The 25007-nt window shown below is 49.5% G+C and carries 15 protein-coding genes; 13 read left to right on the forward strand and 2 right to left on the reverse strand.

Going from position 1 to position 25007, the window contains the following annotated elements; translation table 11 throughout:
• Positions 1-89: 89 nt before the first annotated feature.
• Positions 90-566: a hypothetical protein gene (locus tag FTO68_RS01830; RefSeq protein WP_255331646.1), complete on the reverse strand. Its 477-nt coding sequence runs from the start codon at positions 564-566 to the stop codon at positions 90-92.
• A gap of 100 nt (positions 567-666) precedes the next feature.
• On the opposite strand from FTO68_RS01830, the gene FTO68_RS01835 reads away from it, so the two are divergent.
• Genes FTO68_RS01835 through FTO68_RS01865 form a run of 7 tightly spaced genes read left to right on the forward strand, consistent with a single transcriptional unit; the run spans position 667 to position 7096 of the window.
• Positions 667-933, forward strand: coding sequence for a DUF8044 family membrane protein (locus tag FTO68_RS01835; RefSeq protein WP_255331647.1), 267 nt, complete (start codon positions 667-669; stop codon positions 931-933).
• The gene (locus FTO68_RS01840) at positions 930-2726 is read left to right on the forward strand and encodes a hypothetical protein (RefSeq protein WP_255331648.1); all 1797 of its coding nucleotides are present in this window, start codon (positions 930-932) and stop codon (positions 2724-2726) included. The genes FTO68_RS01835 and FTO68_RS01840 overlap by 4 nt, the downstream gene beginning before the upstream one ends.
• On the forward strand, positions 2723-3586 hold the full coding sequence (locus FTO68_RS01845; protein ID WP_255331649.1) for a DUF4350 domain-containing protein: 864 nt from the start codon (positions 2723-2725) through the stop codon (positions 3584-3586). The genes FTO68_RS01840 and FTO68_RS01845 overlap by 4 nt, the downstream gene beginning before the upstream one ends.
• 8 nt (positions 3587-3594) lie before the next feature.
• Entirely contained in the window at positions 3595-4560 is a 966-nt protein-coding gene (locus tag FTO68_RS01850; protein ID WP_255331650.1) for an AAA family ATPase, read from the forward strand.
• Positions 4529-5797 (forward strand): DUF58 domain-containing protein, encoded by a 1269-nt coding sequence (locus FTO68_RS01855; protein WP_255331651.1) that lies wholly within the window; start codon positions 4529-4531, stop codon positions 5795-5797. The genes FTO68_RS01850 and FTO68_RS01855 overlap by 32 nt, the downstream gene beginning before the upstream one ends.
• 1 nt (position 5798) lies before the next feature.
• Entirely contained in the window at positions 5799-6245 is a 447-nt protein-coding gene (locus FTO68_RS01860; RefSeq protein ID WP_255331652.1) for a hypothetical protein, read from the forward strand.
• Positions 6242-7096 (forward strand): hypothetical protein, encoded by an 855-nt coding sequence (locus FTO68_RS01865; RefSeq protein WP_255331653.1) that lies wholly within the window; start codon positions 6242-6244, stop codon positions 7094-7096. Before FTO68_RS01860 ends, FTO68_RS01865 begins: the two co-directional genes overlap by 4 nt.
• Before the next feature lie 31 nt (positions 7097-7127).
• On the opposite strand, the gene FTO68_RS01870 is transcribed toward FTO68_RS01865, so the two are convergent.
• Positions 7128-8108 (reverse strand): DUF1616 domain-containing protein, encoded by a 981-nt coding sequence (locus tag FTO68_RS01870; RefSeq protein WP_255331654.1) that lies wholly within the window; start codon positions 8106-8108, stop codon positions 7128-7130.
• Positions 8109-8251: 143 nt separating this feature from the next.
• On the opposite strand from FTO68_RS01870, the gene FTO68_RS01875 reads away from it, so the two are divergent.
• From FTO68_RS01875 to FTO68_RS01900, 6 genes are all read left to right on the forward strand, one after another.
• Positions 8252-9013 (forward strand): cohesin domain-containing protein, encoded by a 762-nt coding sequence (locus FTO68_RS01875; RefSeq protein WP_255331655.1) that lies wholly within the window; start codon positions 8252-8254, stop codon positions 9011-9013.
• An 81-nt stretch (positions 9014-9094) separates the two neighbouring features.
• On the forward strand, positions 9095-14221 hold the full coding sequence (locus FTO68_RS01880) for a S8 family serine peptidase (RefSeq protein WP_255331656.1): 5127 nt from the start codon (positions 9095-9097) through the stop codon (positions 14219-14221).
• Positions 14222-14346: 125 nt separating this feature from the next.
• The gene (locus FTO68_RS01885; protein ID WP_255331657.1) at positions 14347-19548 is read left to right on the forward strand and encodes a cohesin domain-containing protein; all 5202 of its coding nucleotides are present in this window, start codon (positions 14347-14349) and stop codon (positions 19546-19548) included.
• 21 nt (positions 19549-19569) lie between these two features.
• Complete coding sequence (locus tag FTO68_RS01890; protein ID WP_255331658.1) at positions 19570-20337, forward strand: hypothetical protein; 768 nt, start codon at positions 19570-19572, stop codon at positions 20335-20337.
• 74 nt (positions 20338-20411) lie between these two features.
• Entirely contained in the window at positions 20412-23822 is a 3411-nt protein-coding gene (locus FTO68_RS01895) for a hypothetical protein (RefSeq protein WP_255331659.1), read from the forward strand.
• 156 nt (positions 23823-23978) lie between these two features.
• Positions 23979-24761, forward strand: coding sequence for a hypothetical protein (locus tag FTO68_RS01900; RefSeq protein WP_255331660.1), 783 nt, complete (start codon positions 23979-23981; stop codon positions 24759-24761).
• Positions 24762-25007 lie beyond the last annotated feature (246 nt).

A 25007-nucleotide genomic window follows, 5' to 3' on the forward strand; every position in this document is an offset into this window, starting at 1 on the left:
TTCTAATAAGGCACAGTCGAAAATCTTTGTTTTCTGAATCAGAATAGAAAGGAGAGAGTTCACTATCGGAGGAATAGAGTATCCGGCATTCAGAAAGAGATGGTATGGGAGGTTGCCGGAATTCCGGCGACCTGGACAAATGACTCGGTATGGCCATCAGGGAAGGTGAGTGTGGTGAGATCAGGTGTCAAATCGACCTGTACAAGTGGTGCAAACCAGTACTTCTCCAGCTCGACAACTGCATAAGAGAAATCAAGCGCAGGAACAGAATACCGAACTCCTTCCTCAGACTCTTTAAGAGAAGCCAGCCCCTCAACCCTGAATACGGCGCTACCGGAACTTACAGACTTCACATCGACCGGTTTTTTGTATGCCCGCTCAAGCGCTGATCTAAACTCGTCAGCGGGATTGGCGATCCGTAAAAAGACCGCAAACCGCTCGATCCAGTTAAGTGTGTAATCGAACCTGATATCGGCATCCCCGTTCTCCTGTACAGAAAGTGCAAGATTATCGGCTGTAAATGCACCTGCGGGCATTGCGAGTGCCAGAGCAAGAAGCAGTATCATCAATGGAATTGATCTCATAGCAATCATTTCTATGATTGTACCGCAGGGTATTATAGTATTGGGTAGCAAATAGATATTCTTCGATACAGGTACTCCAACAATGCCCATCAGATCAAAGCACCTCGCAGCAGCGGCCATCAGTATCTGGATATTTATTGTGATATTCTTCATGATCCTTGCAGAGAGCCCGGATCTTGAGATTATCTTTGTACTCACCCTCATTAGTATGCTGGTGATCGCGGAGCTTGCCGATCCCGTTCACATACGGCCACGGTTTCTGAGTAGATTCCGGTATGTAATCGCAGCAGGTGTCATCCTCTTTGGCGCCATTGTTGCCCATAAAGTCATGGAGATCCTCAGTTCATGAAGAAAAAGAGCAGAGCCCAAACACTCAGACTCCCCGCAATAGCACTGGTGGCATGCATCTGCATTCTCCTGATACTACCCCACACAGCAACCCCGGCCCTCTATACGCCGAAGATGGATGCAGAGACCGATCTCCATGACCGTGTATCTGTCCTCAGACAGGCAACACAGGATAACTCAGGTGTTATTCTTCCACTGATGGAGGATATCTTCTCAAGTTCCGGAACACTGGTACTGAACCTGAATGTAAAGGATTTCAATTCTGCCCAACGGGATCTGGATCAGTATCTTGCGCAGACACGCCAGTTCGATAACCTGGTTATCCGTCTTGATATGTCGCAATCTGATCTTGAGGAATGGAAGCGGCTGAATGCCCAGAATAAAGATGATCTGATGGCTCTTTTTGAGGACACACAGCGTTTCTCTGAACTGAAACAGCTAGAGATCAAGTACCGCGATGCCGATAATCCGGATATGCTCTATTCGATCATGTACGAAGGTGAAGCCCTCAAATCAAAGATCAAAGAGACCGTGGCATCATATGAGAGCCGGAGCGAGAAGATGGTCAGCGTCTCTGAAAAGTTCGGTGTCAAAACCGAGGCATATGAAGAGAGTGTCAGGAATACTAAGACGATCTCAGAGGATGTTGAGGAGGAGCAGGAGGAGCGGTCTGTTGTGATACAGAGGGAGGTCCCACGAAAAGAACCTCTCAGGTTACACCTAGGGATCGAACCGTTCGAGGTTCGTTATGGAGATATTCTCACCATATCCGGTAGGATTACGGGAACAGATAAACGCGTTGTCTCTCTCTATCTTGATAGCCGTCCATTTATAAACCTGACTGCCGCAGCAGATGGAACATTCCTGCATAAGTATCAGATCGACAAGATCCGCACCGGGATGCATACCCTTTATGCAACTATGGAAGGGGCATATTCTGATGTGAGAAGTTTCCAGGTGATCCGATCTGAAACCAACCTTATTCTTCAGCATACCGGGGAAACACAAGTTTCCGGCCAATTGATGTCAAGAGATAGACCAGTCTCCGGGGCCCCTATCCGGATCCTCTCTGCTGGCAAACAGATCGCAACACCGACAACAAATGCCAATGGCGGATTTGTCACCACCCTGAAGTTAGCTATCGGAAAACACCATATTGTAGCCGTCTTCGATGAGGCTGCCTATCCGCTTGAGAGGTTCGAGAGTGATGAAGTGGTGATCATTATCAAAACCCCGGAAGAGCCACCATCGCTGATACCCTTTATCCAGAAGAAGCCAGTGAATGAAGATGAAGATACTCCAGATAACACTTACCTCTTCATTATTACGGCTCTCTTTGTAGGAGGAGCGGCAGGTTACTTCTATCTGAAACGCAGGTCAACAGGTACAGCTTCCCCGCTTCCCGAAGAGATCCCAACTCAGATAGAAGAAACCCCCCCTGAACCTGAAGAGCCTGAAGAGAGTCCGCTGGAAGATGTTGAAGAAGAGACGATTATAATTGATGGTATATTAGAGGCACCAGATCCAGCTCTTGAAGCATATCACAAGCTGCAGGAATCCGACCTCCCGGCAGCCCTGAGATCCCTCTTCCTGGGGCTCGCACAACAGGCGGGCATTGAGAATCCGCTGACAGCAACGGCTGGCGATATCCGTCAGACGAGGGCGGCAGACACAGTACTCCATGCATGGCTTGCAGCCTATGAACTGGTGCTGTACGGGGGGCAGATCCCTGATGCAGGGGACCGGCAATGGCTTGTGGATACCTACCAGCGTCTCCGGGATGAGCGTGGATGAGACCGGCTATCCTGATCGCAATCATCCTCATCCTTCTAACCCTGGGAGCAGCAGGCGCCCATCTCCAGGCAACCACAACCGATCTCTCACGTTTCAATCCAGGGTGGTCAGGAACAGCCGCCTTCTACTCGCTCGCCAGCAGCATGGATGCGCAGATCCTCGCACCCGGGACACCTGAACCCGATTTCGCGGACCGCTACATCATTATCGCCCCAAAAGACGCGTCTCCATCCTTAGTTGCAGAACAGGTACTGAAGAGCGGCGGAACAGTCATCATTGCAGATGAAGAAGGTGATGCAAACCAGCTCCTTCAGGCACTTGGATCCCGCATGCGCATAGTACCTGGCAATGTATCCAGTATTGATATGGAATTTGCCTCGACACGGACGATCATTGCCAGGGTTTCGGGAAACCACACACTCCTTGAAGGCATTTCAACCCTCGCCTTTAACAGGCCATCACACATTACCGGTGGAACACCGCTTGTTAGGACATCGGTTCTCTCATGGGTAGACACAACAGGAACCGGAAGGCCAGGTGCCGGGGCATCGCTTGGCCGATATACGTTGATCGCCAATGAAGATCTGGATCCGGGAGAAATAATCCTGATCGCCGATGCAAGCCTCTTTGCCACAACGATGCAGCAGGTCAGACGGCTCCACGACAATGGACAGCTCCTCAGAAATATGCTTGATTACAATGGGACGGTGAGTGTGGATGCAGTCTATGGTAAAACCGCTGATGCCGATGGGCCCGCATACATCATTCATAAGGTCAAATCCGCACCAATAAGTACCATTGTTGCCATACTTCTCCTGATGGCCTTTGTCATTGTCGCATACAGAAAACAGATACTCTAGGAAAAACCATGACGCCTGATACAGCCATACCAGAAATTCCCCGGAAAGTTGAGGAGATCAGATCTCTTATTAATCAGTACCTTGTTGGAAAAGATGAATTAACAAAACTGATTACAATTGCACTTCTCTCCGACGGGCATATCCTGATCCAGGGGGTTCCGGGAACTGCGAAAACGACGATTGTAAAGGCATTTGCAAAGATTCTCGGATATACATTCTCCCGTGTCCAGTGCGCAGTCGATACGCAGCCGGCTGATATCCTCGGCCTTCGGATCTATGACCAGTCAAAGGGAGAGTTTGTTCTCAGGAAAGGACCTATTTTTTCGAATATTCTCTTAATCGATGAGTTAAACAGGCTGAACCCGAGAACACAGAGTGCGTTTGTCGAGGTGATGAGCGAGCGGCAGGTGACAATAGAAGGTGAAACACACCCCCTGCCAAGCCCGTTCTTTGTAATGGCAACCCAGAATCCGTATGAGTTTGAAGGGACATTCCCACTCATCGAGGCGCAGAAAGACCGGTTTATGTATAGTTTCATCTCCGAGTATCTCAATTCCGAGGACGAACTGGAAGTACTCAGGCGTCTGGACTCAGGAAAACTGAACTGGGACACCTATGCAACATCACTCGATCAACACAAAGGTGGTGTCGATCTCATCTTCCTTCGGAACTGTGTCGAATCCATTCATATAGAGGAGCGGGTTGCCATGTATATCAGGGATCTGGTTGTTGCAACGAGGCAGAACGGAGATATCAGTCTCGGGGCGAGCACCCGTGCATCGATTGCATTCTATAAAGGGAGCAAAGCTGTCGCTGCACTCAACGGAAGGACATTTGTAACCCCGGATGATGTGAGGGAGATTGCATTCCATGTACTGCATCACCGCTTGATTCTTCGCCGGGAAGCTGAGATCGCCGGAATTACACTCGAAGCGGTCATCAATGAGATTATCCGGTCTGTCGAGGTGCCCTGAGGTGCTTCCAACCCCCCTCTCCCGTGCGTTACTGGCAGCTGGCCTCCTCACCATCGTTGGCGGCGGGGCGATGGCTAGTACGCCGGCAGTTGTTACCGGATCGGTACTGCTGCTCTTCCTCTTCTCCCGTGCCATCCTCTTCCTCAAAGCCGAAAAACAGGTTATTGCGACATTCCATCTGAAACGTCACTGTGATAACCTCATCGTCAGGCAATACGGAATTATTACAGTCACCCTCTCTGCAGACCTGGATCAACCGCATTCATCTCTCATCTCGATACATGACATGCCGGGTCCTGGTTTTGAAGTCCCCGATAACCCGGTGTTTGATGTTGGCGAGACATCAGAACTCACGTACCGGATACAGGCACGTGCCCGCGGCACCATCTCTTTCCATGGGGCAACTCTGGAGATGAGTGATCGCTTCTTCTCGACGGCTATCATCTTCACCCGCCCGGAAGATTGTATGCCCGAGGTTCAGGTTCAGCCACGGGGATCCCCGGTTGTCCTGAATGGAGAATCCTTAGGATATGGAGAATCAACCTCACGCAGGCTCATATCATCATCCGGAACCATGGTCAGATCATTTCGTGAGTATATGCCAGGAGATGATCCCCGCCAGATAGACTGGAAGATAACAGCAAAGACAAAACGTCTCACCATCCGTGAGGCATATGCACAGGCAGGCGAGATCCCGGTTGTGGTACTTGATATGCCTCTTGATTTTACTATCGCAGAACAACTGATCGGATTTGCTGCCGGTGCTGCCGAAGATTCATTAAAGTTATCCCATTCCGTCTCGCTGCTTGCGATTGCAGGAGGGAATGTGATCCGGTTTCTGCCCGATGAGCGGCAGGCATCCCGGTTGCTGGCGGCTATCCGCGATCTCCCTCCAACTGCCCGTTGGAACCAGTTCTATCACTATCTGTCAGAGACCGATTCAAGGAGAGTGAAGCTCTCCCTCCCGGCGGGCTCGCCACTCCACACATGGTATGATGCGGTGATCCAGAACCGTGGCATACCCTCCTTTGAAGCTGAATGTATCCGTGCCTTTGCCAGAACGAAGGGAACTGCTGTGTTACTCTTCAGTGCAGCAGATGGCGATACCAGCCATCTTGGTATGGTGGCACGGGCTGCCAGGCGGATCGGGCTCTCTGTCCACCTGAGAATTCCCGCGCATAGTGCAGTATCAATTCGTCCAGGTGCCTTTCCGATCGATACTATCGAGGTGATCTGAGATGGAAAGAGAATTGTTGCTCCGGGGTATCTTCCTTGGCATCTCCGGTGCCGCCCTCATCTTCCTCGACCCTCTCCTCTGGATAGCCTGGCTGGTTGCGGTATCCGGGATGGTATATGCCAGGCGAACAGGTGAGGGAGCGGTTTTGGAACTCTGTTTAGGGGTGCCCTGTGTGGTAGCTGCAGGATACCTCGCCCCAATCCTCTCGGGCATCCTGATGTTCCTGTTGATTGCATCAACATGCGGATCAGATCTCTTCCTGACAGGGGATTGGTATCTCTCTCTTGCTCTGTTGATTACAGGCCTTCTCCTGATCCTGCTCGTTCTGCCGATAATGGATCCATTCATCGCCGCACTCATCGTCATTGCCGGATCCGGAGTTGGTGGTGGTAGTATCTATCTTTATGAATATTCCCTGCACCGCTGGGTCAGGGGGGAACATACATGAAGGTACCAAATCCACACAAACAGCTCCAGCCACTCGTCTCATATTTTTCAGATCAGTTTCGAGATCTGATCCAGACTGTCCGGCATCCCGGTGATTCAGATGAGGCGAAAGCATCGTTTGCACTCTTTATCGCAGCTGCAGCTTCCTTCGCCCTCGTCTTCTTCACTGACCGCGCAGATATGACCAGTGCCACGCTGGTGCTCTGCGGGTTTGCCTGTTTTATTGCAGGTATCTTCCTCCTGACATTTCACCGTGGAGGGACGATAGCACCCGATATCGCTGAGCGGCTTACTCCGGGGTGCCGAATCGGCCTTGCCCGTATTTCCGCAGATCTCGGGGTGGATGGCGATGCTGTCATTCTGCCGGAGGGTGAGAGTATTATCCAGTTCAATGCATCAGGTGCTTCAAAGATCCCAAATGGAGCTCTCCAGACATCACTTGTCCTACAGGAGGGATCAGTTGGTGTAACTATACCTCCACTCGCTCTCCCGCTCTGGGATCATCTCCGCAAAGAGTATGGGCTCACCACACCGGATGGTGTCGAAGCATCGCTCTCTGCCATCCGCGAAGTGTTGACGGTTGCAAGCGAACTCGCTGAGACAATGGCAACCTCGATTGAGGGGGACGATCTGGTAATTGAGATCAGCGGTTATCACCTTTTTGGAGAATGCATGATAACCCAGGCTGAATCACCGAAATGCTGCACGATGTTTCCGTGCGCTGCCTGCGGACTGATCGGCGTTATCCTTGCCGATGCAACGAAATCAGCCTGGTGCTATGATAGGATCGTCCTCTCCCCCGAGAGCCGCACGATCACAATCACTCTCAGGCGTTATGAGCAGGGGATGTGATCGACTCCCCATAATCAATTCTCTCACCTGATCAGGCAGCTCTCCCGACACTGATCCAGAGATGGAGATCACGATAGCTGCTATTCACAAGCTCTGCCGGGGAAAGACCGGGTTTGGGGAGGGCTTCATCAAAGAGGAGGAACTGTATCCGGTTGATCTTTGTATCCCGAATCGTGAAGTTGAACCGTTGTTCAACAGTTTCATTATGAGCAATCTCTGTTGTGAAAGATCCTATCGGAACAGATGAGAGAATACGTGAAGTATTTGTTTTCGTATCGAACTGCTGGTTAAACCCATAGATCATCGCAGTATAGGTGACGTTTCTGTATTCGTGGTTGCCGATCCCGATGATCACAAACTGCTCAGTGCCTGCGCGGAAGTTCGTCGGATAATCTGCCGCTTTCCCCTTCTCTCCGAGGATATAAAATTCCGTGAACTTCTCCCCTTCCTTTGGAACGACGATCACATAGATGGTGGTCCCTATTGCAAGGATGATTGCTGCGATCAGGATGATACTCAGGGCGCGGTCAAGGCGGGTGCTCTCTTCCGGTAAAAGTTCATCACGGATCCCGTCCTTCACCTCTCTGAGTGGGATCCGCAGGCGTTTCTCTTCCGGGAGGATCAGGCGCCGGTATGCCGCGATTGCAGCCATTGCAAGGGCAAAGAAAACAAGCGCGGTGACGATCGGATCAAGCCGGATACCCCAGGGTGTGTAGTTCAGGCCAAGGCCGATTAATGGGACGACTGCTATTGAGAGGCCAAAAGAGAGTGCGATCCGCTCGATCCAGTCGAGGTCGTCATCTGATGGGAAGAGGGCTGCGATTAAGAGGTAGCCGGGGATAAAGAGGATGAAAGGGAGCGCAAAGACCACCCGGAGCGGGGTATCCTGTAAAATCGGGATATAGATGCAGCCGATAGTGCCAATAATCCACAACAGAGCGACTTTCAGGTCGATTGGGATTAATTTTGGGTTAAGCAGATCAACGACGATATCAGCTGGCTCTGGTGGCATCACTAGTAATCTATCCTGGGATCTGAAAAAGGGTGGTGATTGGCTGGTGCATTATGGGAGAGTACCTTGAATTGTTTTGATTTGGAAAGAATAATACTGAGGGGACGGTAGTTATTTCTCTTAGAAAGTGCCGAACTGTCTGTATGAAAGAACGGACAGTACTATTACTGCTTGTTGCCTCATTTTGTATTATTGGATCAGCTCATGCTGCAACAGTAATGGAGATCGACTCGGGGAATGCAGACGGATCCTATCTCCAGGTACATGTTGCGGAAATTGCATCTGCAACAAGCCTCCAGTTCGATCTCACCTACGATCCGGCAGTTGTGAGTATCGCCGGGATCAGGAAAGCAGCCGGATACGAAGGTGTTTCGATGACAACGAATACGAATGTCGCCGGGGCCGCACGTGTGCTCATCATATTCCCTGATCCGGTGACGATACAGGAACCGGCAGGCGTTGTTGAGATAGCATTCTCTCCTGTTGCTTCCGGAACAAGTACACTTTCGCTGACAGATGCACGCTGGAGTGATTTTCCTGCATTTGCCTCCATCACTTTTGATGAGGTGAAGAGCGGCACCGTCACAAGCACGATAACACCGAACGCGCCGGCAACCGCGGTTCCATCATACTATGAGGCATCATCAGGCTCCTCATATGATCCCGGAACCTTCACCCTGCCCGAAGATACCGTAGAGATACCAGCAGTCCCTGAACAGCCATTTACGCAACCTGCAGGAACGCAGATACCAGCCGAACCATCTCTTTCAGCTACGCCGGCAACTGAAGAACAACCAGGGGAATCACCTCTGCCAGGAGTTCCGGATGCAACCCCGGCACCGGCACCGGTGGCCGCTCTCCCGATTATTCTCGCCGCTATCCTTCTATATCGAAGAAACCAATAGCAATACGGTTTCTTATCCATTTTTCCAGATCATATGTATTAAATCTAATGAGAAGTAGAGATAGGTCTGAGTGTGATCGGAATGGACACACGTTTCCTTATTCTCTCTCTGGCACTGATTCTGCTGCTAACAGCTGGAACAGTGGCTGCAGCACCATTTGCCGGTGAACCGCAGCATGTAATAATTGTAATGAAAGACCGACCCGCTGATGATGCGGATTATCTCGAACTGAATGCTTTTGCTGAAGCATCGCAACGGGATATCATCTCATCTGTCAATCGGATGAGTGTGGATGAGCCGAGATCTCTCTGGTCGGTGAATGCGATTGCCGCGACCCTCACCGAAGAGCAGGTGAAGCAGGTCGCCGCCCGGCCGGATGTGGCCCGGGTAGTGCCTGATCGGATCGTTACCCTGGATCTCACCAAAGACACTGGTTTGGCAGAGAATGGTGACCGCCGTATGCGATTCTTCAGGCCTGCAACTGACAATGAGATCGAATGGATCGATCCGGCCTACCCCTATGAAGAAGACATTGCCTGGGGCGTCTCCTGGATCGAAGCGCCTGAGGTCTGGGCAAACGGGTTTGACGGAACCGGGGTAACAGTCGCGGTTATCGATACCGGGATCAAGGCCGATCATCCGGATCTTGCCGGAAAGATCGTCGGTTGGGCAGATCTCGTCAACAGCCGCACCGATCCCTATGATGATCATGGCCACGGCACACACTGTGCAGGCACCGTTGCCGGGATGGGCGCAGGTGGTATCTACACAGGGGTTGCACCGGGTGCTGACCTGATTGGGGTAAAGGTTTTTAATTCGGGTGGATCCGGAAATACCTCTACTGTTCTTGCGGGTTTTGAGAAAGCTGTTGAACTGGGAGCGGATGTGATCTCATATAGTGGGGGAGCAATTGGTTTTGACTCTGACTGGGATGAAATTGTGCTGGATAGCTCTGAAGGTATTGATATTCCCATAAACGTGTCCAATTTTAATGATGGCTTTGATCCGACGTTTATCCTTCTCTGGCTGGAGTCACGAAATAATGAGGAACTTGAAATCACCATGCGCCAGCCAAATGGTTCGGTCTATCAGGGTGTCGATTGTGACTGGTATGATACACCATGTCCTCCGGAATGGGGTATGCTCAAATATATTGGTAATGCTGCCCTTGCTCCAGGTGAATGGACACTCACTATCCAAAATCCTTCACTGAATACAAGCGAAAAAATATGGCATTCAGGAACAGGGTATGACCTGAATAATATCCTGTACCAGAGATTTAACCTGACAGATCATATGGAGGGCCTTGAATCCCTCACATTCAATATCTCCACCAGATATGCCATGGAAACCTCATATGATTATGGCTATGTGGAGGTGCTGGATACTCAGTCACAGCAATGGTTCCCACTCCTTGTTCTGAATGGTCGGGGAAGCGGAGTTTATTCGGTTAATCTCACACCTTTCGTTCTGGGTCAGGCCCCACCACCTGGACCGATGCCACCAATCGGGCCATACAGTGTCGAGCAGACTACCGGGCCGACGTATCTCGATCTCCGGTTACGATATGAGACCGATTCCAGTATTATATGGGATGGATGGTTCATCGACTGGATGGCAATCCCCGAGATCGGATTCTATGATGATGCATCCGGAGATGCAGGATGGACTGCAGATCCCGCTGAAGGTGGCTGGAGCCGGATCAGTGATAGTGATGAGATCTATTATGAATGGCTCATATGCTATGCAGATAACGGGACCAGCCTCACGTCCCAGTCTGCAAACAGGATCGTTGAAAATGGCACGGTCTTTGTGACATCCGCTGGCAATAAAGGAGAATATGGTCTCCGGAGCATCGGCGCCCCGGCAGCTGCAGAGAAGGTGATTGCTGTTGGTGCGACTGGACAAAGTCAGGATTATATCGCTTTTTCGAGCAGCCGCGGTCCAGCGGGATGGGGTAATAATCTGCGTATTAAACCGGATGTGACAGCACCAGGACAGTATATCCTCTCCACTTCAGTCAATGGCGGATATACGTATATGTCCGGCACCTCGATGGCATGCCCTCATGTCTCCGGAATTGCCGCATTGCTACTCCAGGCAAACAGCACGCTCTCTCCGAATGACGTGAAGACGATCATCACTGAGACGGCAGTCGATCTCGGCCCTGAGGGCCCGGACTATGATTACGGATATGGCAGGGTAAGTGCCTGGGCGGCAATCGAAGAAGTGACGCCGCTTGTTCCACCCACATATGATGCACCCATGCTGCATGCCGGGTTCGGATTTGGCAATCTGAAGATGGGTGAGCCGAATGTGATAACCGCGATCTCGTGGAACGGGACACCACTTGATGGTGAAAATATCCACTTCAGAATCTGGAGTGGCCAGCAGGAGTTCCTGAACACAACAAATGTAACAAATGCCCATGGTATGGCGACGGCATCATTTGTGCCAAATGCATCCGGAAGCTATTCGTATGATGTCCGGGATGCCTACGGGAATTCCGTGAGTGGCTCAATCATGACCCGCACTACTGCCAGTCCAAGGGAACTGTTTCTCTTTGATACCGTGAATAAAGACTATTATACGGTTCCAAATGAGACTGTCCCTATAAAGTACACTCTTGTCGATCCGCAGACTCTGGATCCATATGCAGGGGATGTGCGGATGGTGATCAGCGCTTCGATCTTTGGCCAGGAACAACCAGTTTGGGTTGAATATCTCAATGAGACAATCACCCCGGTGAATGGGACAATTGAGAAGGCGTTTAATGTCTCGGGGATGGAAACAAACCGGGCAGAGATTGTACTTGCTCCAGTTGCAAATCTCACACAGGCCCGCTTCTATGGAGATATTAATGTCAATACTAATGATTTTGTCAATCAGGAAGTGAAACCCTCCGTCACAATCGCAGAGAAGAAAGGGAATGCAACACTTCTTGTGAAACAGTATACGTTCCTTGATGCGCAGCCTGTACCGGACGGGATCTTCCAACTTCCGGTCGTCTGGCTCTATGAGGTGGATGTCAAAGCTCTCTCCCTGCAGTTCCCCGATCAGACTGCTGAACTCTTATCAGGCATGATACAGAAGCTGACGCCGGAATATGCCGATCTCTTTGCCGAGATCCAGAATATGCAGGAAAATACCCGGTTAATTCCATATGAAACAAAGAACGGAATCGGGAAGGTGACCGTGCCGGTGCCGGATGGCGCATACCTGGGAGTTGTACTCTCACACTGGTATGATGATGACGACCATAACGGACCATACTCAGAATTATCTGAGTATCAGGCTCTCATCATAGTGGATCCCTGGCCTTTTGAGTTCCATCCGAGTGCCCCGTTGGTTGAGCCCAACCGCGATCTCTTCATCTCTGGTGACTGGAAGGGTGCCTTTGCAGAGGATGCACGGAGCATCGCTCCAGGAACCGAGATGAATCTCACCTGTTATCTTCAGAACAAGGCAGGAGAGCCTGTCGCAGGAACAGTGTATCTCTATACAAGCGATTCCTCGGCTATCGTGACAACCGGATCTGACGGGTATGGACATGCAACCCTGCCTGCGGTTATCAGGTTCGAGGATGCATGGGGGTACAATCAACTCCAGGTGGTCGGCCTCTCCGGGGATGCCTACAGCTATACCTATGTCTCCCCGCCATACGAATGGGTGACCATCACCGGCGAGTTTACTGATAGTGGAAACTCCGGGGTGCTCCGGGCAGGAACTGCCGTCTACACCCCGGATGGTGAGCCGATCCCGATGCCAGGAATCTTTGAGGTTTCCAGAACCGGTGTTGTCGAGAGCTATATGGGCTCCCAGTGGTGGGGTGCGTCTGCATCACTCCTGTCATCATATTTGACTGGAACAGGATTCTTTGCGGAGACCGTCCCATATGGCGCATACGAGACCACCGTTGCCGTGAAGGACTGGTTCTGGCGTGGCGGCTATAGCCAGGGGAACTGGTGGGTTTACTCCACGTACCTTGGTGCAACTCCGCTTACAATCGCAAACCCGCCACCTGAGTTTGCAGAGCATGCAGGCTGGATCAATGTCAATGTCCAGATGGCAGATGGAGCATCTGGAGTGCCGATATATCTCGTCTATGATACTGTTGGTCCGGACAGGTACATGACCGGCTTTTTTGGCGACTTAGCCAGTTCTTCTACAATGAGCACATCTGAGAGCATATACACCGATATGTTCGGCGCAGCGGATATCCAGACAACCGGTCCCGATGGCAGTGCCACCCTGAAGATGTATGTGCCTGAGAACAGCCAGGTCTGGTGGGAGATCGGCGGCGGAACGCCTGACCGCGTCTTTACGACACAGTCCGGCTACACCATCCAGGATACACCCCCTGAGCCGGTTGCACCTGTTGCGAACTTCATTGGTGTGCCAGCCACTGGCCCTGCCCCCCTGACCGTCAGGTTCACCGATACTTCAACGGGAGTTCCGACATCATGGACATGGAACTTCGGGGATGGAACAAACTCAACTGAACGGCACCCAACGAAGATCTATCAGAATCATGGTGTCTACACCGTCAGCCTGACTGCTACAAATGAACAGGGGCAGAACACCACCACAAAGGCGGGCTACATCACCGTCCTCCAGCCAACGACGATCATGGCCGGAAATTCTGTGATCCCGACAGGCATGAACAGGACAACCGGAGTGTCTGTTTCCAATATGCAGAATATGACTGCAGTTGGTTTGAACCTGACATTTGATCAGACGCTGGTACAGCTCACCGCAGTTCGCCCGAATGCATCGGTTGAGAACAAAGTTGAAGGATTTGTGACAGAGATTGACAACACCACCGGAAAACTCAACCTCTCCATGACACTCCAACCAGGAATCGATCAGGGTGCTGAGCCGATGCAGATTATTGATCTGGTATTTGCTGCAGAACAGAAGATCGGATCATGTCCAATCACCTATACCAGATCGGAGTTCAGCGGAGGTGTATCCGGTGACGTGCAGCCATTTGTTATTGTTGATGATGGATCACTCCGGGTACGTATGCGGGGTGATTTCAATGACAACGGCAGGATCGATATTGGGGATGTCGCACGGGTTGCCTATATGGCGGCCGGGCTTATCACCGTAGATCTTGAGGCAGATTTTAATGGAGATGGTGTTGTTGATGCCGCAGATGCAGCAAAGATTGCATATGTCTATGTGGGGAAGTACCATGAACTTTAAATTTTTTTTTATTTATGTGAGGTGAAGAGAAGAACGTTTATCTGTCTTTAGGATATGTATTAGAACATCACCAACTATGGAGTGTGTGTGAACCTATCGTGATTACTGAATGGAAGTGAAGAACTATGATGATTGGAAAGAAGACGATTGCACTTATTCTCATCTTTTCCTGCCTGATCGGCATTGCGTTTGCAGGTACAGGCGGAGAGGAGGTGGAAGCAGGTATTCCCACCGGGACACTGTTCTCCACCACTGATGAGGAGACCGGATTTGATGATCTGGAACAGGCAGATCCGGATGTACTGACTGCGGGCGATGACCAGGCAGAATTGAACTTTGAGGCGCTTGTACAGCAGAATGCTGATTCAAAGCTGGCTTTAGGCTCTGTGACTGTTGAAGGGGGACAGAATGCCGAGATTCTGGTATCTGTTGCAAACCTCACCGGTGCAACAGGGATTGGATTTGATGTAATGTTTGATCCGACTGTCCTTGGGGTTGAAAATGTCACTGCTACGCCACAGGCTCCTGTGAATACGTCTGTGACATGGCATGTCGAGACATACCATTTTCACGAAGGTTTCCTCAGAGTTTCAATGACTCATGATTCCTTAACTGTCGGACAAACACCTCTTGCAGTTGCGAAGATTACCTTCAACACAACACGTGTCGATGAGGAAGTCACCAGAGAATTATGGCCACAGGGAGAATGGAGCGCCACTGAGTTCGATCCGGTGCCCTTCAGGTATTCAGTACCGGGAACTGTGACGATAACACCTCCGCCGCCACCGGTACTCCCTGATCTGACCGGAGTTTTAGATCCAGCCCCGCCTCAGTTTGTTAAGAAATATCAGAACGGTTCGATATTCTTAGATCCAACCTTCGTCATCCGGAATATCGGTCTTGCACCCGTTACTGAAAGTGAAGATTTTGATGTCGACGTATTCTTTGTAGGGCAAAAGGGATCCTGGACATTGACTGAGAGGATTGATGCAGGCAGCAACTTTACCTTAAAGACAGATGCTTCCATCTACAATGACTCCCGTCCGATTGAGGTTCGGCAGAGAGGGAGGATCCCCGGAGTCGAAACGACACTTGTTATTGAAGCTGGAGCTGACATATCAATTGGTCTAAAAGAGATCGCCATTCATATCAACCCGGATCGAAGAGTAGAGGAGATTCGGTATGATAACAATAACCTCTCTACCCAGGTAACATTGACATATCCCGATCTTCAGCCGGTACTTGATACCGAATTAATCCAGGGTATCTCAAGCAGCGAAACTGTGATTCATGAAAATGTTCTTCCCGGGACTCACAGAGTTACCTATGGAGTGGAAAATGATGGTGGAGTCTTCTCAGTACCTACATATCTCCGTGTTGCACGGGATGGAGTAAACACGTTCTATTCGATCCCGGCTCTCCAGCCAGGCGAGAACTGGACCCAAAGCGAAACGATCACCCTTGATAAGACAAAGGGCACAAAGACGTATTCTGTTGAAGTGAACTCATATGGACCGGCCCAGGAGGAACCAACCGAGCGTATTCTCCATCCGGATCAGGGTCAGCTTTCTAAGACCATCACCTCGGATTATGCCTCATTCAAACCCGTGACGGTAGTATTTGATCATATTACCGGAGCAGTTGGCGATACCAAGGTTCTTCCGGTCACTCTCACGAATGTCTCAACCGGAGCTCCGGTTCGATCATTTTCCATTCCGGTAACATATGACCCTGCTGTCTGTATCTATCAGGGTGCAATTAATATTGCTCCTGGTGTGAGTGTCACAAACCCAGGTTATGGACGTTTACTCGTCACAGGTACTAATGTAAATTATAATTTCAACATAAAGGTTGCCGATCTCCAGTTCAGGGCCCAGTCTGAGGCAGGAAGAACCTCTGAGTTTGGATCAACGGCTGCAGCAAATGTCAAGACAGATGATGGAAAGTTCCTTGAGCTTGATATCTGGAAGGGATCATTTACCCAGGATCGGGTAACAAATGCCCGCGTATCCATCTGGGCACCCACATCAAGTCCGGTAGATGGAAACGTCAGCGTATCGGTCACTGTATGGAATTCAAAACCAACCCCGGTGAATGTCTCTGCAAATGTGACAGAAGGCGGCACAGTCCTCTGGCAACAGGATGAGATTGTTCTTGGAGCTTACCAGAGCAGGTATTATAGCTTCAACACCTGGAAGCCGGCAACAACCGGATCAAAAACACTGACTGCAACGATCTCAGGGGATGATGATCCGACAGGAAATGTTGCAACAACCAGAGTACTGATTAATCCATATGTGCTGGATATTACAAACTTTAATAAAAACAATTGGGAAGCCTACTACAAGTACAACAGAACGGTTGTTGTCGATAATTACGTCAATCTCGGTACATATTATACCACCAATATGCCGGGATATATCAATGCCACACTCTCAATGTGGTATCAGAATGGAACAAAAATTGATCTGACACAGAACTCTCCATTCCAGATGTATTACTGGTATCCGGCAGACTGGTCTGTCTATGGATATAATTCTAACTGGAACTCGGCGATCTGGTATTACATACTGGCAAGAGAGATCGGGACATTCGACTACTCCATTGAGCTTGAAGCAAAGGGTAATCTGACCTATGTGAATGGCACGGTGGTTGTGCGGGAGCCAAACGTCGACATCAAAGTGCTGGAATCCACAACTCTCGACGAGAATGATGCAGGCGGTAACATCCAGTTTAATGTGTTTAACCGTGTTCCCTTTGAAGGAAGACAGGTGACAGTTACAACCTCAGCCGGATCTGAAGGACGAACACTCCAGGGCCTTGAGTACCTGGTCGGGTACCCGCATGGATGTCCCGAACAGACAATGAGCCCCGCCCTTGCAGCACTCCGTGTGAAGCAATACTATGAGAACCGTGGGAAATTGACAGATTCGTTAAATGCGAGCTTAAAATCCACGATGCAGAGAGCGTATAATCAGATGAAAGCGCCAACCGGCTATAATGCCCAGAAGATCTGGGGCACCTACACCGAGGATCACCAGCACTATGGTGCCTGGGCATGGGGGCAGATGTCAAGCCCGTCGCTCTTCTATACGCTCTATCCAAACTATGTCTTCAGCGAGCTCAAGCATGATATGCAGCAGTCTGACTTTGACTGGGGCATATACCTGAACAATACCACTGAGATTAACCTGACTGCAAGCACTCTCTGGCTTATTGATCAGCAGAAAGCTGATGGCGGATGGCAGGACTGGGGCTACATCAGCAACCGGTACGAATGGACCGGCTTCATGTCCGAGAAGTTCTGCGGTGAATTCGAGTTCATCGGGAGTGATTCTGCGAAAGAGCAGGTGAATACCTCTCTGAACAAGTCATTTGAATTCCTTGAATCAGGAAGCTATAATTCTCAGCCGGCGAAAGCTGTCGCATATGGTATCTTCGGATTGGATGCAATCAAGGAGCACTATAAAGAGAATGCAACACTTGGTGCCCGTGCCGATACAAAGATGCAGGATCTGGTGGACAGGCTCTTTACCCTTCGCCAGGGCGATGGCACCACTGGGTACTACTGGAGCGATGGATGGTATGATAATAGTGAGACAACAGCTCTTGCAATATTCGCTCTTAACAAGACAGGAATCCCGGTTGAGAATGAAACTGTAATGGGTGGCATCAGGTATCTGGTATCACAATATGATACCAATGGCCGCTGGGGCAACACAAGAGCATCAGCAGCTGTCATTAACACATTAACACAGCTACAGATCCCATCTCAGGTAAACTTCACTGCGAATATCGGAGTATATCTCAACGATGATACAGTAATTGTTGCCCCGCAACAGTTTACGTTTGATGAGGACAATGTACGGCACTCCTTCCAGCTCGATGCAAACCAGATACTTGCACTCTATGGAAATGCAGTTGCCAACAGAACCGGCAAGATTGTGATTACCGGAAAATCCGATGCAGGCACTGACAATGTCTCTAAGATGGTCATTGCGGTTCAGAGTGTCCAGAAGATTCCAAAGTCAATCGCCATCGCCTCCATCCCAGAGGAGTACATCGATCCAATTGCAACCGATTTCTTCCTTGGAGTGACAGTTCCGGCACAGCCAGCACCAGGATTAAAAGTAGGAGATGAGGTGGACGCTGTATTCACCGTGAGCAACAACGGTCCGGGAGCACGTGATCAGACCGTTATGATCCTGGAGGTTCCAATCGGCAACGGTGTGAACTTCACCGGGGCGGATAATGCCGCAAATAAGGCATATTACCTCAGCGATCCACAAAACCCGGCCTCAAAAGTGTTCCTTACTCACAAGATGAACAGAACAACCGGGAAGCTCTTCGTCTACCCGGGATCAGATAACGAATCACAACCAAGCATTGTTGCGAACGAAGTGAAGAACTTCTTCGTTCCACTGAAGTTTGAACAGCCGGGTTCACAGACGGTTGAAGCCCGTCTCTACCCGATGTACGATGACGAGTGGATGGCACTTGGCGATACAACAGGGTATGTGAAAGGCAACGGAACGATCCAACTCGAAGTGGTGAATGAGACCGGAGCTGCTGTGAATGCGGACTTCTATATTGATGGTGTCCAGGTCGCAGCAAACATCAACGCAACACAACAGGATCGTCTTGAAGGTGATCACAGTGTCTCGATCAGGCCTGTGAATCCGGGAGAGTGGATCAATACAACCCTGACTGTTACACAGGGAGAGGTCATCGAGTATTCGGTCGTTGTCGCAGAAGACAGCAGTCTTCCACACTTCACAACCATTATGGGAGCTGCCAGTGATGCCCGGATGATGCCTCCGGAGGTCGAAGAGACGATCAGCAACACTAGTACAAACCACTGGAATGCAGAAGTGAGGGCCGAACAGAGCTTCAACTCCACAATCTCCAGTACCGGAGGGCGTGCGACGATCTCAGTGGATCTGCCCTCAATTACCCGCACCATTGGTACAGCCTATGTAAATGATACCGTGACATACAGTTACAGAAATGCAACCGGATGGCATGGACCATTTAATGCAGCAGGCTACATTTCAGGTGGTATACTAACCATTTCGGATGTGAATACAGCTGATGTCACTCAGGTTGCCTTTGGGTTCTATGGCAGGCAATTAGGGGATGTCAATAATGATGGATTTGTTAGAGGTTCAGATGCTCGTGATATCGCCTGGTTCGTTGCAGGTTCATTATCCCTGACATTTAATGATCAGTTCAATGGAGATGTGACCGATGATGGACAGGTACTTGGGAGTGATGCTAGAGATATAGCGTGGTATGTTGCTGGGAGTCTGAACAGATACTACCAATAACTATAATTTTTGGAGAAATTTATGAAGAGATTACCGGTTCTTGTGCTAACTGCGATCCTTGTCTTTGTTCTGACTGTTTCAGCAGCTGAAATTAGTCTTGAAAAGGAAGGTGAAGAAACGTATTTACTTGTCTTCAATTCAGACAAGCCATATTCAATTAGTACCTACACCGTCCAGCTTGAGTATGATCCTGAGATAACTATTTCAGAAATTGGTTCTGTTGGTCCTCTTGAAGTTTTTTCGGCGATAAATCCAGAAAAAGGGATCGCACGAGTTGTTGCATTCACTGGAGATCCAACACCATATGCTGCTGCAACTTACATACCTCTTGCACGCATAAGCGCGAAATCTGGTTTTTCTCCATTCATTCGAATTGAAGAGATAGAAGACTTTGAACGTTCCCCAATCCCAATTCCAGGCATTACAGAACCAACACCTTCACAGCCGTTACCCGAGTACATTTCAGACGTTTCTTACCCCTTAAATATCAATGAACCTACAACAATACCATTGGAAGTTCGTGTTCCATGGTCTCTGCCAGTTCAAACCATTATTCCTGCTACATTACCAATAGGAACTCCAACTGGTACTCCAATTGGAATTGATGCCACAGAGATTCAACAAGAAGTATTGGTCCCTCAAACCAATGTTGAGGGTGATTTGTATGAGACAGGGGAGGACCATCCAATAGAGAAAACAAATATTCCTGTAAATTCAAGTCCAGCTTCACTAATTTCAGTTCTGTTTGGAGTTTTGATCGTAATGTTTATTATAAGGAGTAGATTATAGTAGGTAAAGATGTTCTTTAGGAGGATTTTATGTTTGTAAGACGAAGATTAATTACAATAAGTCTTATTTTAACCTTGCTCATAGTAGCATGTACAGGACTTGTTGCAGCAAAAGAAATTGTTGCAGAAACTGTTATTGATGTCCCAATGGATGGTACAACTGTTCCTGTTGGGATATTCGGTCAGAATATGAATAATCTCGATACATTTACTGTTGACATCTATTATGATCAGACAGTAATGGGATTCGTCAACGAGAATAGATCATATCGCCCTGATCGTGATTGGGGAGGTACAGTGACTAATCCAGCTCCAGGAAGAGTTCGTGCTGTTTTTTATGCCAATGATATCACTGAGGGCCTCTTTGGAAATAGTTCGCTTTTTGGTTTGAATTGTCAGGCACTTACGAATAATGGATCATCGACAATTTTAACTGTGACGATTATCGAGACGCAGGAGGCGAGGACCCCGGTAGTATATACCGCAGTAAATGGCCTATTCCGAACAAAAGACGAAGTCCCCCCGACGATTACAATCACATCACCTGCTAATGGAGCAACAGTTCCCCAGGACGTTACTGTAACCGCAACCATCACTGATGTCGGCGGAGTTGATCAGTCGACGATCAATGTCACTGTCGGCGGAGTTGCACTTGTAAATCCAACAATCACACCGATTGCCGGAGGATATACCGTTACAGGAACAAGAAACAATGTTCCGATTGGACCCGCAGCCGTTGTCGTTTCAGCATCTGATCTGGCAGGAAATCCCGCATCGGTCACTCATAATGTCACCGTTGCCCAGTCTGGTATCAGCTTTAATCCGGATATTGACGGCACCTTCACAAATGCGACCCAGCCTGTGATCAAAGCTGATTATGTCCAGGTCACCGGAACAACCGTGAAGATGTTCTTAAACAATGTCAATGTAACCGGGCAGGCAACACTGACACCAAGCAGCCCGACAGCGGGTTCAATTGAACTGAATTATGCGGCATATGGACCACTCGCAGACGCACAGTACACCGTTGTTGTGAATGGCACAAGCTCGCTACCAGGTGGTGGCGAACTGACCGCTACAGAGACCTTTACAAAGGATACTATCGCACCGGTTGTTGTCATTAACTCGATTGCTGATTCGGATGGAGATGGGTATCCTGAAGCACAGGAGACACTGACATTTGCGTACACTGTTACTGATGCAAATCCTGTCAGGGTCTGGATCGATCAGGCATCCAGTACGACGTTCCCCTCTTCAAACCTTGTCTATGGTGTTGCACAGGGCAACACGCGTGGAAACAGAAATGCAGTTGTCTATGCTGTGGATGCAGCCGGCAATGTGGGCCAGAGCACGCAGTTCCATCTCTACAACAACTACCTCGCATACATTAATGAAACCAGTGCCGGTACCTTTGCAGGCCTTGACCTGAACAAGACTGCCGTCTACAACATCTTCGATGTTCCTGTGGCACAGGCAGTGACCCTGTCCGGACAGGCCGGCCTGATGCAAAGACCAGATATGGGCGTTCTTCAGAAGACGATCACCGCAGGCTCCGGTGTTGTCGTTGATAACCGTGGAAATGATCCAATTGATCCGGCTGCTATCCAGGATGGAATTCCATATTTCATCAATCCGACCGGAACAATGAATTACGCCGTAACTGTTCCAAACATCGACAGAGCTACATTAATCATCGGAAAAGCAAACAGCTCAATGATCGACCAGATCCTCCGCGGTGCCAGGCCTTCAAGAAGTACCATTGAGGAGATGCTCTCCAAGGATACAATCGTCATCTATGGAAAATCAGGAGCTGTCTATGGCTTCGAGGGTGTCAGGATTGATAATGCAGGCCAGGCACAACGTATCCCACAGTTCATCAAAGGAGATGGGATCACATTCTCGACTGATCTCAAGACGATGATCGCTGCCAACTACATTAACCTTTCAGCCGGATTCAATACTGCAACAGCAACTCCTGAATTAGGGCTTCCAATCACCTGGATTGGCCCCGGCGAATATGTCCTGCTGGCCATGTGCCTTGACGGGCCTGATGACCGCGTCTCTGCAATCACATTGATGCCCTTCATTGTCACAGAACAGGCATCACAATTCACCACGTCCGCAGCCACGTACCCCATCGGTGATCCGGTGGTTGTGAACTGGGGTGGTGCCCAGCCGCAGAATATCGCCGGAATTCTTATCCGTGATGGTTCAACCTATACCGGGAATGTAACTGTTGATCTCACAAGCCTTGGCGCCAGCTCTTTGAAGAGCATGTATCTCCTGGGAGATGGCAACCAGACCGTTAAAAAACTGATCGACAGGGCAAATATCTACATCTCAGAAGGGTATGGAAACGCACACAATGCAACCAATAATAACAGCCTCAGCATCCCAACCACAGGACTTATCGCAGGCAGCTTCACTGTCCATATGGTGGTTGAGAATAACGGAAATCTGACATCCTATGGAAGTACGACCGTTACCCTGGCTGATGCGACAACACTCACCGCTAACTTTACCGGCACTCCAAGAACCGGAACAACCCAGATCACCACACAGTTCACCGATCTCTCTACCGGTGGAACTGCACCGTATACCTATCACTGGCAATACAACCGTAATAATGCCGGATGGGTCAACTTCACCACACCAAATGCTCAGAACCCATCACAAACATTTGGGATAGGAGCATATTCGATACGCCTTAATGTAACAGATGCTGCCAGTAACACTGCTACAAAGACAGAAACCAACTACATCAACGTCGCTCAGACTGGCGGCGGCGGTGGCGGTGGCGGCGGTGTCCCCACAACACAGGAGACAGTTGGATCTGCAAGCCTGCTGGCAAACTCACTGGGGATGCTCCTTCAGTCCTATATTGTCGATTCCCCATCAGGTGTTGCGAAACTCAACCTGAACAGGAACACCATTGCTCTTGATCAAGATGGAAACCCACTCGGTTCGGTTTCAATAGATGATCTACCGGCAGGGAGTGTTCCATCTGTCCCAGGTGGCTCAGTATTCTCATTCGCAGGATACGCTGTCACCTGTTCACCGGCAGGTGCGACATTCTCACCCGGTGCACAGCTAAACTTCGAGTTCACCCAGGCACAATGGGATGCACTTATGGCACAGGCAGAGCAGGATCCATCGATCCTTTCAGTGAAATGGTACAACTCAGAAACAGGCAGTTGGGAGAGTGTTCAGACAACGGTGAATCCGACAACCCGGACAGTAAGTGCACAGATAACCCACTTCAGTATCTTTGCACTCTTCACCGATACAGAAGCAGCAATTCCAGTTGTCACACCAACAGTTACACCAACAATTCCACCAGTAACACCTACAGAGACGGTGCCTCCGACGACCCCGGTCACTCCGGTTGAACCAGCTGCGTTCCCCTGGACATATGTGATCATCGGTGTCATCATTATCATCCTGATTGCCGGTGGAGCATACTACTACACCACAAAACAATCCTAAACCTTTTTTCTTTTTGCCAGTAGATCGGTCAACCTCTTTGAACAGACAATCAAAACGCGCGGATTCGAAACCTGCCTTTGATTATCGCAAATCGCTACCCTTTTGGACAGGGCAAACCGCAATCTACGATTATCACGGGCGATCAATAGTACAGGCATGGCAACCAGAAACAGGATATTTTTCCTCATCTGCATGATCTCATTTCTGATATCATCCGGATCTGCTGTGACAATTCAGATAACCCCCGACCGAATCGATGAGGGCGATCAGATCACAGCGACCATCACAGGGCTGGAAGATGGAAGTCATTTTGCCCTGAGAATGGAATCTTCAATTGAACGTGGAGATGGATCAGACTTCAGCTACCAGGCCGACAGACTGCTTCTCCCCTTTGGAATGCGTTCCTCCCGGATCGCTCTCACCGCATCTCCCGTCATAGAAGCGGGGATTCAGGCAAAAGAGGGAGATTCAATTAAAAGCATTATTCAGGAGGCATACCTTGGGGATGTGTCGCTTTTGCAGAACCTTGGCGATATCCCGGTTGGAACCATTGAATATATCAGGGTTTTTGGGATATTGGTTGATGATGCGCCTGTCGTTGATATCTCACTCACACTATCGGGCATAAAAGAAGGAGCCGAGGATGGTTCAATGACCTTTTGTTTACTCGGAATTGGGGATGGGATCATCACCCTCACAGCTCTTGTTGATGGATCTGAAGTTACCAGCCAGCAGATCACCATCGGAAATCCCTGGGTTCGTGGAGATTTCAACAATAATGGACGGGTTGATATCGGTGATGTCGCACGGGTTGCCTCTATGGTTACAGGATTGACTGAAATCGACCCCCGCGCCGATTTCGATCATGATGATTCCGTCGATTGCGCAGATGCAGCTAAGATTGCATGGTACTATGTCCATTCAATCTCCTCCCTCTGATTTTTCCGGCTCGATACTATACAATTATCTCCATACAGTAATCCAATAAACAAATGAGGATGTGAACAAGGAATCACAGTTTATTATCAATTCCGCCACAGAAACGCAAGACAGAGTTGGGTAACGTAACAAATCTTCTGTAAAAATTAAATTGGCCCTGCAGCCTACCATTGTTTGCAGAAAGGAGACACAGGGCCATGGATACCTATGCATTTATCGAAGATTATCTTTCCGATAATCAGAATG

This window comes from Methanocalculus taiwanensis (assembly GCF_024372745.1).
Taxonomy (GTDB): Archaea; Halobacteriota; Methanomicrobia; order Methanomicrobiales; family Methanocorpusculaceae; genus Methanocalculus; species Methanocalculus taiwanensis.